Annotated in this window: 9 protein-coding genes; 6 read left to right on the plus strand and 3 right to left on the minus strand. The window is 46.1% G+C overall.

What is annotated here, in order from left to right:
• Positions 1-4 precede the first annotated feature (4 nt).
• The 5 genes from H3V14_RS02005 (at position 5) to H3V14_RS02025 (ending at position 8,652) form a co-directional block, all read left to right on the plus strand.
• A complete protein-coding gene (locus H3V14_RS02005) occupies positions 5-724 on the plus strand; it encodes a nucleotidyltransferase family protein (protein ID WP_198226215.1) in 720 nt (239 codons plus the stop codon).
• Entirely contained in the window at positions 721-3,807 is a 3,087-nt protein-coding gene (gene addB / locus H3V14_RS02010; RefSeq protein WP_198226216.1) for a double-strand break repair protein AddB, read from the plus strand. The genes H3V14_RS02005 and addB overlap by 4 nt, the downstream gene beginning before the upstream one ends.
• Positions 3,804-7,286, plus strand: coding sequence for a double-strand break repair helicase AddA (gene addA / locus H3V14_RS02015; RefSeq protein WP_198226217.1), 3,483 nt, complete (start codon positions 3,804-3,806; stop codon positions 7,284-7,286). Before addB ends, addA begins: the two co-directional genes overlap by 4 nt.
• Positions 7,287-7,365: 79 nt before the next feature.
• The gene (trxA, locus tag H3V14_RS02020; RefSeq protein WP_075869615.1) at positions 7,366-7,689 is read left to right on the plus strand and encodes a thioredoxin; all 324 of its coding nucleotides are present in this window, start codon (positions 7,366-7,368) and stop codon (positions 7,687-7,689) included.
• 636 nt (positions 7,690-8,325) lie between these two features.
• Complete coding sequence (locus tag H3V14_RS02025; RefSeq protein WP_198226218.1) at positions 8,326-8,652, plus strand: helix-turn-helix domain-containing protein; 327 nt, start codon at positions 8,326-8,328, stop codon at positions 8,650-8,652.
• Positions 8,653-8,880: 228 nt separating this feature from the next.
• On the opposite strand, the gene H3V14_RS02030 is transcribed toward H3V14_RS02025, so the two are convergent.
• Together H3V14_RS02030 and H3V14_RS02035 are read right to left on the minus strand one after the other, a co-directional pair.
• Entirely contained in the window at positions 8,881-10,455 is a 1,575-nt protein-coding gene (locus H3V14_RS02030) for a peptide chain release factor 3 (protein WP_198226219.1), read from the minus strand.
• Positions 10,456-10,700: 245 nt separating this feature from the next.
• Positions 10,701-12,365, minus strand: coding sequence for a lysine--tRNA ligase (locus H3V14_RS02035; RefSeq protein WP_198226220.1), 1,665 nt, complete (start codon positions 12,363-12,365; stop codon positions 10,701-10,703).
• Between the two features lie 124 nt (positions 12,366-12,489).
• Between H3V14_RS02035 and H3V14_RS02040 the strand changes: the two genes are divergently transcribed.
• Positions 12,490-12,900 carry a tellurite resistance TerB family protein gene (locus H3V14_RS02040; protein ID WP_198226221.1) on the plus strand — a complete coding sequence of 137 codons (411 nt, stop codon included), beginning with the start codon at positions 12,490-12,492 and terminating at the stop codon, positions 12,898-12,900.
• A 136-nt stretch (positions 12,901-13,036) separates the two neighbouring features.
• On the opposite strand, the gene H3V14_RS02045 is transcribed toward H3V14_RS02040, so the two are convergent.
• Positions 13,037-13,624, minus strand: coding sequence for a hypothetical protein (locus H3V14_RS02045; protein ID WP_198226222.1), 588 nt, complete (start codon positions 13,622-13,624; stop codon positions 13,037-13,039).
• Positions 13,625-14,059: the final 435 nt, after the last annotated feature.

Below are 14,059 nucleotides of genomic sequence, written 5' to 3' on the forward strand. Positions count from 1 at the left end.
AAAAATGAAAATAACACATGCCATGGTGCTTGCTGCGGGGCTTGGCACCCGCATGCGGCCATTGACTTTCAAAACACCGAAACCACTGGTAAAAATTGCCGGTCGAAGTCTTTTGAACCGCGCTCTTGACGCCCTTGAAAAAGCCGGTGTCGAGGAAGCGGTGGTCAATGTCCATTATCTTGCCGATTCCATCGAAAGTCATGTTGAAAGCCGTAAAAAACCGCATGTAACCATTTCGGACGAGCGTACGGAACTTCTCGATTCTGCCGGAGGCGTGGTGAAAGCTTTGCCGCTTTTGGGAGAAAATCCGTTTTTTGTTCTTAACGCCGATACATTTTGGGTCGACCATGGCACGCCAACGCTTGAAGCAATGGCAAATCGTTTTGACCCCGATAGAATGGATATGTTGCTTATGACGGTTAAACGCGTGCAGGCAGCGGGTCCGGAAAAAGGTGATTTCCTGATTGGTGAAGGTCAAAAACTTGTTCGTGCACCTGCAAATGCACCGGAAGCGGTTATTTATGGTGGTGCACTTATTGTAAATCCGAAAATATTCGCATTTGCAAAAATCGAACCGCAATCGCTCAATCTCTATTTTGACGAGGCGATAGCCCGTGGTCGTCTTTACGGTTTTCCTTTGGATGGCAACTGGTATACTGTCGGGACAATTGCCATGATTAGCAAGGTTGAGGAGCTGATGCGCCAAAGGGGGGAAATAGTGTGAAAGACAAGCCCAAGCTGTTTTCGATTTCGAGCGGTGCGCCGTTTTTGCCGACTTTTGTTGATGCACTTCTTTCAGGACGCCTGATTAAAGATTTCGGCAAAGATGGCAATATCCAGAAAGCTTTGGCAGATACCCTTATCTATGTTCCCACTCGTCGTGCCGCGCGTGCGCTACGCTCCTGCTTTGTGGAGATGAGTACGACACATTCAAGTTTCTTGCCGACAATTCGCCCTTTGGGTGATGTTGATGAAGACACCGCTTTTTTCCTTGATAATGGAGCGGCAGCTTTGTCGCTCAATCCGAAGATTGGCGATGTCGAGCGGCTTTTGTTGTTGGCGCGTCTCATTCGTCCGTGGCGGGAAAATTTGCCTGCCCATGTGCGCTCGCTCTTCGGTAGTGAAGATATTATCATACCGGCCAATACAGCCGATGCGATCTGGCTTGCCGAAGATCTCGCCCGTTTGATGGACGAGGTCGAGACAGAGTCCGCCGACTGGGCAAAGCTTAAAGATATTGCCCCCGATATGGTCGCCGAATGGTGGCAGGTGACACTTGATTTTCTTGAAATTGTAACAAAAACCTGGCCTGATATTCTTGCCGAACGGCAAAAAATAAATCCGGCAGAATGGCGCAATCAGGCTATTCGGGCGGAAACTGAAAGACTTTTGCGTAACAAACCGCGTGATCCCGTTATTGTGGCCGGTTCCAATGGCTCGATTCCGGCCATTGCCGATTTGCTGAAAGTAGTTAGCGGATTGGAAAATGGTGCGGTTGTCCTGCCCGGTCTTGACCTTGCCATGGATGACGCCCAATGGGCAGCACTTGATGAAACGCATGATGACCCCTCCATTTTCGGCCATCCGCAATATAGCTTCAAAAAATTGTTCGACCGCATGAAACTGACAAGAAATGTCGTTGACGAGATCGGAGCGCCTTCGGAAAACAAGAAAAAACGCGCTGCAATTTTGTCCGAAGCATTGCGACCGGCCGTGACCACCGACACATGGTCACAATTGAAACGTGATGGTTTTGATGAAATTTTTGCCGATGTCTCTTTGATCGAGGCCGCCAATGAGCGTGAAGAGGCTTTGGCTATCGCAGTTGCGCTAAGGCAAGCAATTGAAGACAAAAAGAAAACGGCCGCACTTGTGACGGGGGACAGAAATCTTGCCCGACGTGTTGTTGCCGAACTCAAACGTTTCGGCATCGAGGCCAATGATTCCGGCGGTGTTCCTTTAAGCGAAGTGTTACCGGCAACTTTATTGCGGCTTATTTTGCAAACTTTGTTTCAACCTGGTGATCCGGTGGCTTTTCTGTCGCTTTTGAAACACCCTTTGACATCGCTTGGATATGAACGCGGAGCTTTACGAAAAATTGCCGAACGTTTCGAGCTCTTTGCATTAAGAGGGGGAACCGGAAGAATCAATATTGCAACGTGTGAGCAGTTTGTTGAAGAACGTCTTCTCGCGCTCACAACAGATGAAAACGAAACGAGCGATATTGATACCGATATGATCGAGGAAGCAAGAAAACTTGCTTCTTCACTTGTAAGCGCTGTTCAGCCATTGGTGGCATTGATGGCAAAAAGCGAACCGCAGTCGGCGAACGAAGTTGCCCGTGCTACGACTGAAGTTCTGGAAAATTTCGGGGCTAACGAGCAGGGCTCCTTTCACGAGCTTTATGCAGGAGAAGCGGGAAAAGCCATTATATCGTTACTGCGTGATCTTGTTGCCGATCAATCCGGCCTTACGTTCGATATTTCCGAATGGCCGGCCATTCTTGAAGCTTTGATGGCAGCGCGCTCGGTGAGCCCCTCTGCCGGTGGACATCCCCGTCTTTTTATCTGGGGTGCACTGGAATCACGTTTGCAAACGGTTGATACAATGGTCATTGGTGGCTTGAATGAAGGCTCGTGGCCGGCAACAGCACGCAATGACCCGTTCATGTCGCGGCCGATGAAGATGAAATTGACACTTGACCCTCCGGAACGACGGATCGGTTTGGCTGCCCATGATTTCCAGATGGCTATGGGCATGGATAAAGTCATTATGAGCAGGGCATTGAGAGTGGATAATGCCCCTTCTGTGCCGTCGCGCTGGTTACAAAGGCTGGAAACAGTTGTGGGCGCCAAAGCGAGTGACGACATGTGCGCTCATGGTGGAGTTTTTGTCCACTGGGCGCGTGAACTCGATCGTCGCAAAAATGTCGATTTTATTGCGCGCCCATGCCCCACACCGCCATTGAAACAACGTCCGAAACATTTTTCTGTTACCGAAATCGAGACATTACGCCGCGACCCTTATGCAATTTATGCCAAAAAAGTTTTGCGTCTGAAGCCACTTGATGACCTTATCCACGATCCGTCGGTTGCCGAACGTGGCACGCTTTATCATGCAATTGTTGCGGGCTTTTCACTGCTGAAAATTGATCCGGAAAAACCGGATGCACTGCAAAAATTTCTTGAAATTGCGCGTGCCGAATTTGACCGTATGCAGCTTCCCCTTGATGTTGAAGCTATATGGTGGCCGCGTTTTGAAATTCTTGCGCCATCAATCATCGAGTGGGAAAAAGGACTTTCTCCACGCGAAAGATATGTCGAAATTTCGGCCCGTCCGGTTCATATTGTGCCGGAAGGAGCAACCCTTTCAGGACGTGCCGACCGCATTGATGTGATGAATGGACATTTTGCCGAAATTCTTGATTTCAAAACCGGTTCGACTCCTTCCGTCAAGCAGGCTGCAACACTCATGGCACCGCAATTGGCGTTGGAAGCAGCGCTTTTGTCGCGCAATGCTTTTGTGCCGCTTAAAAATATCAAACCGACAGAACTTGCCTATATCCGTTTGAATGCCCACGGAGAAGTAAAAGAAGAGCGTATTTCTCTCACTGCCAAAAAAACTGCAATCGAACTTTCCGAAGAAGCATGGGCAAGATTGGGTGAACTTGTTGAATATTATCAAAATCCTGCCCATGGCTATTTGTCGCGAGCAATGCCGCCTTTGACCACTTATGAAGGCGATTATGACCATTTGGCGCGGGTTCTTGAATGGTCAGCCGGTTCTGATACGACAGGTGACGAATGACCAAACGCGAAATTCCTGAGGATGCCATTAAAAATCAGACGGCCGCTTCAAATCCGCAAAGCAGTGCGTGGGTGTCTGCCAATGCCGGCTCCGGTAAAACCCATGTTTTGACGTTTCGGGTTATCAGACTTTTATTGAATGGCACCGAACCGGCGCGGATTTTGTGCCTCACTTATACCAAAGCAGCCGCTGCTGTCATGCAAACGCGCATTTTCCAGACTCTTTCGGGTTGGACAGAGCTTGACGATGACAAATTGACGGAGGTGTTAATTGGCCTTGAGGGCAAAAAGCCCGATACAAAAAGGCTTGACGAAGCGCGTAGACTTTTTGCCCGTGCTCTTGAAACACCGGGCGGGTTAAAAATCCAGACGATCCATGCTTTTTGTGAAGGTCTTCTTCATCAATTTCCTTTGGAAGCCAATATTGCCGGCCATTTCGAGATGATGGACGATCTCAAGCGTGACGAGTTTTTAAAAAATGCGCGTCGTGACCTGCTCGAGAAAGCTTATTTGCAAAAAAATAGTTCTCTTCATAACGCTTTGATGCTGGTTTTAAAAACCGTGGGCGAAAGCGGACTTGACACTCTGTTATCCGAGGCCATTGCAAAACGTCAGGCTTTAACGCCGTTTCTTGCTCGTGTGAGTGGCCCGGATGGCAAGCATATTCTGGAAAATGCATTACAAATATCTCCGGATGATACGGAAGAAAATCTCACTGATGAAATCCGTAAAACAGCACTTCATTCTGAAGAGACTATTGAGGCATTCAAAAGTCTCGGCCACTCTTACAGCCAAAATTTCGTTGAAAAATTGGAGCTTGTAGAAAAGGCGGATAATGTCGAGAGCATAAAATTTATCGAACTTGCCTATTTTACCAGTGGAAATCCGCGCAAAATAAGCAATCTGGCATCAAAAAAACTTCTTGCAACTTTGCCTTGGCTTGCAGACGATTTGTTAAAGCGTCAGGAAAAGCTCGTTCTCTATCTCGACAAGTTGCGACGTGTACGGCTGGTACCGCTCAATTTGGCTGCCTTCAAGCTCTGTTACCGGCTTTTGGCGCGTTATGAAAGTTTGAAGAAGGCAGAAGGTTTGCTTGATTTTGATGATTTGATCGAGCGGGCGCTTAATCTGTTAAAACGCGATGGTGCGGGCCAATGGGTGCAATATAAACTGGATAGGGGCATTGACCATATTCTGGTTGACGAAGCACAGGATACTAGCCCTTCCCAGTGGCAGATAATCCAGCTTCTTGCACAGGAATTTTTTGTCGGGGAAGGACAAAGAGAGGTCAACCGCACTGTTTTTGCCGTTGGTGATGAAAAACAGTCGATCTATTCCTTCCAAGGCGCTGTACCGGAAGATTTTGCAACGAATGGCCGCATTATCGAAAAAAAAGCCGAAGCCGTCGGCAAATCTTTCGGCCACATACGTTTGAATTATTCCTTCCGTTCGACAGCCGATGTTTTAAAAAGTGTTGATCGGGTATTTGAAAAACCTGAAAATTATAAAGGTCTTTCAGCCGAAAATATCAAAACCGTGCATGAGCCGGTTCGCCGCAATGACCCCGGTGAAGTTGTAATCTGGGACAATATTGCGCCGACCGATGTGGAAGAGCCGGAAGATTGGCGCAAACCTGTCGACCAGCTTCATGCACCGGCTGTTCGCCTTGCCGAAGAAATAGCAACGACGATCAGCCATTGGCTTTATCATCATGAAATGCTTTCTGGTCAGGGAAGAGAAGTTAAAGCCAGTGATATTATGGTGCTGGTGAGAAAACGTGACCAGTTTGTTCCGGCTTTAGCGCGCGCATTGAAAAACCGCAATGTTCCGGTTGCCGGTGCCGACCGCTTGCGTCTTGCAAGCCATATTGCCGTGCGTGATTTAACGGCGCTTGCGCGATTTGTCCTGCAACCGCAGGATGACCTTTCTCTTGCATCTGTTTTGAAAAGCCCTCTCTTCGGACTTGATGAAGATGATCTTTATAAGATTGCTATAAACCGCGAAGGAAGCCTGTTTAATAGCCTTGAAGCCCATAGTGAAGAGAAGCCGGAATTTGCAACTGTTCTGGCTTTACTCAAAAAATATAGAAACCTTGCCGATAAAACCCCTGTCTATGAATTTTATAGTCATATATTGAGCGAGGATCAGGGACGGGCAAAAATCCTCGCCCGATTGGGTTCGGAAGCTAGCGACGTCCTTGATGCGTTCATGGATTATACTTTATCCATCCAGAAAACCGGCTTACCCGGTTTGCAGGCGTTTCTGGAAACAATCAAGCTTTCCGATCCGGAAATCAAACGTGAACTCGACCAGAATCGTGAAGAAGTCCGTATTATGACTGTTCATGCGGCAAAAGGGCTGGAAAGTGCCGTTGTCTTTCTGGTCGATTCCGGTTCGCGTATCTGGAATTCGCAACATGAGCCGAAATTCATCGAAATTGATAATCATGGCAAGAAAAGCTTTTTGTGGCAGCCCGCTAAGGAGTTCAAAACATCATTCGGTGACAATTATATTAATACGTTAAAATTAAAAGCAGAGGAAGAATATAGGCGGCTACTTTACGTTGGAATGACACGGGCAGAAGATCGCCTCATTGTTTGTGGTTATCGAGGAAAGAATGTTGTTGGTGGCACGTGGAGTGAACTTGTCGGCGAGGCATTGAAGCCGGTTTCTGAAGAAAGTTCCGGCCCTTCACCCGACATCAAGGCATGGCGTTATTGCGTGGATGACAACCGCGCAAGTGTTGAAACAAAAACTGCGGAAGATGAAGCAGACGTTCCGGCTTTTCCGCTTCCTTCCTATTTCCATAAACGTATGGAGCCGGAAACAGATTTACCTAAGCCCCTTACCCCTTCAGGTGCTTCACTCGATATTGACGAGAACGCACCGGCAACAAAAAATATCGTCACCATTTCTCCGGTTCTGGGAGAAAAACCGGCAAATTCGTCATTTGCTATCGAACGGGGGACGATCATTCACCGGCTTTTGCAATATTTGCCGCAAATTCGGGAGGAGGACAGGCAAAGTCTTGCCCGTGCCTATCTTGAAAAAGCCGCACCTGAATGGAGCGAAGAACAAAGAGAGGATGCTTTTCAACAGACCTTCAAGGTCATGGATGACGAAGCACTGCGCCCCTTATTTGCCAAAGAAGCGCGTGCCGAAGTGACTTTGATGGGAACTGTCACAATAAGGGGTAAAAAATATGTCGTTTCCGGACAAATAGACCGTCTCAATGATGGTGATAACATAATTGTTCTGGGAGATTTTAAAACCGGCCGTGCTCCCAAGCGTGAACAGCAAATTCCAGACAGCTACATGTTGCAAATGGCACTTTACCGGACGCTATTGATGAGCATTCATCCGGATAAGACCGTCAGAACGTTATTGATCTATAGTGATGGGCCAAAAGTTTTTGAACTGGACGGCAAAAAACTCGATTTCCTGATCAATAAAGAAAAAACTAATTCACCGGAACAATAAAGGGTGAAAAAGCTTGCTCTTGACGGAACCCGCCAAGCACGCCAAATTTAGGCAAATTGGAATCACAAAGGAAAGATCAATGAGCACTGTAAAAGTCGATACAAGCAATTTTGAAAATGACGTGCTAAAGTCGGCAGAACCTGTTGTTGTAGACTTCTGGGCTGAATGGTGCGGTCCGTGTAAGATGATAGCGCCCTCGCTTGAAGAAATTGCTACCGAATTACAGGGTAAGGTCAAGGTCGCCAAAATCAATATTGATGAAAATCCCGAGCTTGCAACACAGTTCGGTGTCCGTTCAATCCCCACATTACTGTTGTTCAATAATGGGGAAATTGTCTCCAATATGGTCGGCGCTGCTCCGAAAAGCCGCTTGTCAGACTGGATCAAGGACGGCGTAAAATAACTCTGTAAAATTTATTTTATTGAAAACGGCATCCAATTCAGTTGGTGCCGTTTTTTATATCTTCAAAAAGACGCGTTATTCGACGCGCAATTGCCTGTAGTTTATTCATTTTTATCAAGCAAAGTCGAGCTTGCTTTCCATCAAAAATTATCGGGATTGACAATAAAACAAGTCAAAAACGATTAGTGCCGGAACCGGAAACGCTTGATATCGGGACCGGTAGAAAACGGTTTTGGCCGGATCCGTTTTGATGTTGTTCATTCTCACAGCACCGGATGGGATGAAAGATGTTTTAACATTCCCTTCTTTCTTAGCTCATCAATATCGGGATAATTTGTCCGGTTTTTCTTTATTTCGAATAGTGCAGATTAAATGATCGGATCAAACATATTTGATTTATATAATTTTAAAATGAATATATTATTTCTCAATTTTAGAATATGTGGTATTGGCTAAGTCCGGTTCAGTCTGCCACGACCAACAGCGTTGCGCGGGTAAAAAGCGGGCTTGGCCCAATGGGACATAGAAAATGGTGATCAATATCAGGAGTTGATCGTTCGGGGGAGCTTTTCCAAAAAGATATCGTTTCGGCAATGCTTTTTATAGAACTTGCGCGTGATTGCCCGAAACAGGAAATTGAAAGAAAATTTTTATTGGGATGAGTTGATGGTGAATCATATGGAAAATGGCGGTAACATTTCCTCAGAAAATATTCGAACATTGAAATTTAATGAAACCCAAAGTGACCAGAAAATAGGCGGGTTGTTACGCCAATTTCGTAAAAAAAACGGCGTAACTCAAACAGAATTGGCAGCCGTCGCGGGTATCACACCGCAGCAGATTCAAAAATATGAAAAAGGAGCAGATCGCATTGCCGTTTCGAGGCTAATGACACTTCTGGACTTTCTGGATATCAATTTTGAAGAATTTATAAGAGCAATGAAAAACTGCAATCGGCGCTGATTTATCAATATAAGGCAGACAATGCCAATCACTGTAATCGATTGACATTGTTCGGGTTTTGCGGGATCGCCGTCCAATAAAGCGTTAAGCGAAATCCCCGAATGGTGTGAGAACAGAAATCACGCTGCCCCATTTATATTTCAATAATAAAATTTACCGGATATCAAATAAAATCACCTGCAATCATTTACGCTATAAAGAACTTCGCATTTATGCATTTATAAAGATTTATTTGCTGCGTATCTGGTAGTCTTTAATTGTTGCGAATTTGATTTTCGGTGACCGCTCCGCTTCGTAATTGAGCGAAAAATTGTTTTCTGCGAGAAATACCGGATCGCCGTCGAGATCGGATGCGATAGCATCACGGTGTGTAGCAACAAAATTCTCGAGATCTTCTTTGTTATCGGCCGAAATCCAGCGGCATACAGTAAAGCGCGCCGGTTCAAAACCGACAGGAAGAGAATATTCCACTTTCAGCCGTTCCGTCAGCACATCAATTTGCAAAGCACCAATAACACCGACAATTGACGGCGAACCATCGTCAGGCATAAAGAGTTGCACAACACCTTCTTCGGCCATTTGTTGCAAAGCTTCTTTAAGCTTCTTTGCCTTCATTGGGTCGCCAAGACGAACACGACGCAAAATTTCCGGAGCAAAATTCGGAACACCTTTGAAAAGAATGTCTTCGCCTTCTGTCAGCGTATCGCCAATACGTAATGTTCCATGGTTTGGAATTCCCACAACGTCACCGGCATAAGCTTCGTCGGCAATCTGGCGGGAGCGGGCAAAGAAAAATTGCGGCGTCGACAATGTCATGGGTTTTCCGGTGCGCACGAGTTTTGCTTTCATGCCGCGGGATAGAATTCCCGAACAAACACGTAAAAACGCGATGCGATCGCGATGGTTGGGATCCATATTGGCTTGTATTTTGAAAACAAAACCGGTCATTTTCGGTTCTGTCGCCTCGACAATGCGCGTATCTGCAACCTGCGCACGCGGACTTGGCCCATAGGCAACAAGAGCGTCGATAAGATCGCGCACGCCATAATTCTTCAACGCCGAACCGAAATAGACCGGAGTCATTTGGCCTTCGCGGAACGATTTCAGATCAAATTTTTTACATGCGTCACGTGCAAGAACAACGCCTTCGACAAAAGCGGCACGGTCATGTTCCGGCAATAATAGAGCTGCTTCTTCAGGCCCTTTGACAGGGCGCGGAGTTTTTTCTTCGTCTTTCTGGCGTACAAGATTGTGATGAAGGTCAAAACTGCCGGCAAAATTTTTACCCGATCCGATTGGCCATGTAACAGGGGCCGTATCAAGCGCAAGCTTGTCTTCTATCTCATCCAATATCTCTAATGGGTCGAGTGCTTCCCTATCCATCTTGTTGACAAATGTCACAATCGGAATGTCGCGCATGCGGCAGACTTCGAATAGTTTTAAGGTTCTGGGCTCGATGCCGCGCGCTCCGTCAAGAACCATGACAGCGCTATCGACAGCGGTCAGTGTACGGTAGGTATCATCGGCAAAGTCTTCGTGTCCGGGCGTATCGAGCAGATTGAATATATGATCTTCATATTCGAACGTCATAACCGAGGTGACAACCGAAATACCGCGCTCACGTTCGATTTTCATCCAGTCGGAACGGGTCTGGATACGGTCTTTCTTGGCCTTGACTTCACCTGCAAGCTGGATAGCACCGCCGAACAGCAACAATTTTTCGGTCAAGGTTGTCTTACCGGCATCAGGGTGCGCGATAATAGCAAATGTGCGGCGCCGCGCGACCTCTTGTGCCTCGTTCATAACTCACTCCTGTTGCTTCGTTACCCGCGCGACCTGTTTGTTTTTAACCGGCCGGTCGAGAATAAAATTGCGCTTCTTTTACCTCTTTTTTTAAAAAAGAGTGAGGAATTTGTGTCCTTTATCTAAAAATTTTCAATAAATTGGCGACAAGCTCAAAACCTGTCTTGCAGAATTGTACCGGATTGTTTCAAAATCATCGTGAAAGGGGGGCAAAGCCCCTTCTTAAAGATGGGTTTCGACCTCTTCTATTCGTTGACAAGTTTCCCGGCGAGCGCGTCGGCAATCAAGCCCCGCGTTTCATTAATGCCATAAAGGGCAATGAAGGAGCCAAAACGCGGTCCCCGTTCCTGACCGATCAGGATTTCATAAAGCATTTGGAAAAATGAAACAGAAACACCGGGGCCCCCATCAGGGCTTTTTTTGTTGTGGTCCTGATAGCGCTCTGTCACACGGCCAATGTCGAGAAGTGCATTTTGAATTGTGTGGGCATCGGCATCTGCCGGCAAGTTTGCAAGCGTTTGGTCGATTTTTTCCAAAGTTTTACGCTCGACAGCATCCGGTGCACGGAATTTTTTGGTCGGTTTGACGAAATCATTGAAATAGCGGATTGCAAAACCGACGAGGCTGTCAAGTTCGGGCTGGTTTTCCGGTGTAGCACCCTTCGCATAGCGCGAAATAAAGCCCCACAACACGTCGGCATTCTCGGCATTGGATGCACTTACGAGGTTGAGCAACATGGCAAAAGGCACCGGCAAATCCACTTTCGGCGGATTGCCATTATGCATATGCCAGACCGGATTGTTGAGCCGGTCTTTCCAGCTTTGCTTCGGATAGGCTGAAAGAAAACTGTAATATTCGTCAACAGCCTTCGGTATCACATCGAAATAAAGCCGCTTGGCAGTTTTCGGTTTCTGATACATGTAAAGGCCAAGGCTTGACGTGGGCGCATAGGTGAGCCACTCGTCAATTGTCAGGCCATTGCCTTTCGATTTTGAAATCTTTTGTCCTTTGTCATCCAGAAACAGCTCGTAATTGAATCCTTCCGGCGGTGTTCCACCAAGGATACGACAAATTTTTGAAGACAGAGCCACAGAATCAATCAAATCTTTGCCTGCCATTTCATAGTCAATGCCCAGCGCTGTCCAGCGCATAGCCCAATCGGCTTTCCATTGGCATTTGACCTTGCCACCGGTGACTTCGGTTTCAATTTTTTCACCGGTTTCCGGTTCGATATAGGTAACAGTGCCCTTTTTGGCATCATGCGCAATCATTGCAACTTGCAAAACTTTTCCCGAGACAGGAGAAATCGGCAAGAATGGCGAATAGGTCGCGCGCCGTTCTTCACCCAATGTGGGAACAATGACAGCCATGATCTTATCGTAATTGGCAAGCATTTTAAGGAGCGTTTCATCGAAACGTCCCGAAGTATAATAATCGGTCGCGCTGGCAAATTCATAGTTGAAGCCGAAACGGTCAAGAAAAGCACGAAGCCGCGCATTATTGGCAGCGCCGAAAGAGGGATAATCTTTCGTAAACGGGTCGGGTACCCGCGTTAAGGGTTTTCCAAGATAGGTTTCCATCAATGCACGATTAGGGACATTTTCTGGCACTTTGCGCAATCCGTCCATATCGTCGGAAAAACATAACAATTTGGTTTTGACTTTGTTTTCCGTCAACACATGAAAAGCATGACGCACCATTGTCGTGCGCGCAACTTCACCAAAAGTGCCGATATGCGGCAAACCGGACGGCCCGTAACCCGTCTCGAACATCACCGTATCAGGGTAACCCTTTTTTTCGTAACGTTTGACAATCTTGCGCGCTTCTTCGAAAGGCCATGCTCTGGATTGGGCTGCCGCATCAATGACATCCTGATTAAGATTTTCTGCCACGAAATTGTCTGTTGCCATGGGGTTTTATCCTGAATTTGAATCGTTTAAGAAAGCTCTATGGCTCAAACAGCTTTTCGTCAATCATTGTAAGAAAAAAACCGGAAAAAACCGTAAACGAAGAGAGTAACAAAGGGAGGAGCTGATGGAAAAACTGACAGCACAAGAAGCATTGATATATGTTATGGTCACAACTTCTGCCGCTGACGCGGCGGTGAGTGACGATGAACTGGAATTGATTAGCGAAATTGTTGCGCGTTTTCCGGTTTTTAGAGGGTTCGACCGGACGCGGCTTGATCAATTGGCTGCAAAATGTTGTTCTTATCTCGCCCATGAAGATGGAATTGAACAAATACTTGAAGTGACCGGCAAGGCACTTTCTCCAAAGCTTCGCGATACTGCTTATGCTCTCGCCGTTGAAGTTGCAGCAAGCGATCTTGACGTCAGGCAAGAAGAATTGATGTTTTTACAAATTTTACGCGAGCAGTTCGAGCTTGAGGATTTGACTGTTGCGGCGATCGAACGTTCGGCACGTATCCGGTTTAGAAAAGCCTGAGGAAACATAGACGAGGAAAAAGAGAATTGAACTCCAAGAATTCAATAAAATTCATTCCGGCTAAGAGTGGCCTAATTTTAATCCGAAATCTCGAAATAGGCTTTTCGATTTATTTATTTCAGTCAATTACCGAACGTTATTTCCTGAATGGCGAATATATCCCCGGATCCTGATCGTCTTCCAGATTGGCGGTGAGGTCATCACTCAGGCGCGTTTGCTTGAATTCTTTTTCTTGCGAGTCAAGAAAGGCTTTAAGAGCAGTGCTTACACGTGCGGCTGCATCGCTGTCGCTATCAATCATAGCATCAAGAAAATCTTTGAGTGAAATACCAATAAGGTCAAATCCAAGGTCTTTTTCAACGGCCCGAAGATCATAACTATTTCGGGGAGAATAGAGAATTTCTTTCAAATAGGCTGCGGCTTCCTGAATTGGCAAACCATGCGGTTTTTCGAGACCGAATTTTTCGGAAAGCACATAGAGAAGTTTTTCTTCTTCATCCTCGATTTCTTCGGCACTTTTCCGGTTATCCAGAGGTTTGAAGCGACTGGCAACCTGACGTGCACCATTTTCTGCCTGTGAAGAGGTGCTCGGTGTTACGGCATTGAATGTTTCTGCAAGATTGTCGGAACTTGAATCACCATCAAGATTTTTTGCACGGCGGTTGGTCAGCTCCGTAGCAGCCGCTACCGTGACATAAAGTTGCACAGGAATGGGTGGTATCATGGCAATTCCCTATCCGGCATTGAAAGCTGAAGAATAAACGATTGTGGGAATAGGTGCAATTGATTTTAAAGATAGATATTCAATAGAAATTATGAATAGGGAACTCAAAATCGCTTAACATTATAATATTTATATAAAATATGTTTCATTGTAATTTTTTAATTCATTGTTCTTGATCTCACTATTAAAATAAAATTTTAAACTTTAAATTGAATATCGGATTTTGTGTTAACCTTTAAAGATAAAATATTTATTTTCTCTTCCGTCTAACCCAATAAAAGCCGGACGAAATCGTTTAATAAATTATCCTTTCGCAAATTGAAGCCAACACAAACGAATTTTAGAGCAGGAGACGCTTGATGAACATGTTTTCACCACCTGAATGAAGAAACTATGTTGATTTCTTCTCGATTTCATGTGTTTGTTTGGCTAAAG

It is taken from the genome of Bartonella sp. W8151, from assembly GCF_016100385.1.
GTDB lineage: Bacteria > Pseudomonadota > Alphaproteobacteria > Rhizobiales > Rhizobiaceae > Bartonella > Bartonella apis.

Bases quoted from the DNA above. Each gene is read 5' to 3' on its own strand.
- H3V14_RS02005 (WP_198226215.1), top strand. From the start codon at position 5: ATGAAAATAACACATGCCATGGTGCTTGCTGCGGGGCTTGGCACCCGC.
- addA (WP_198226217.1), top strand. From the start codon at position 3,804: ATGACCAAACGCGAAATTCCTGAGGATGCCATTAAAAATCAGACGGCC.
- trxA (WP_075869615.1), top strand. From the start codon at position 7,366: ATGAGCACTGTAAAAGTCGATACAAGCAATTTTGAAAATGACGTGCTA.
- H3V14_RS02030 (WP_198226219.1), bottom strand. From the start codon at position 10,455: ATGAACGAGGCACAAGAGGTCGCGCGGCGCCGCACATTTGCTATTATC.
- H3V14_RS02035 (WP_198226220.1), bottom strand. From the start codon at position 12,365: ATGGCAACAGACAATTTCGTGGCAGAAAATCTTAATCAGGATGTCATT.
- H3V14_RS02040 (WP_198226221.1), top strand. From the start codon at position 12,490: ATGGAAAAACTGACAGCACAAGAAGCATTGATATATGTTATGGTCACA.
- H3V14_RS02045 (WP_198226222.1), bottom strand. From the start codon at position 13,624: ATGATACCACCCATTCCTGTGCAACTTTATGTCACGGTAGCGGCTGCT.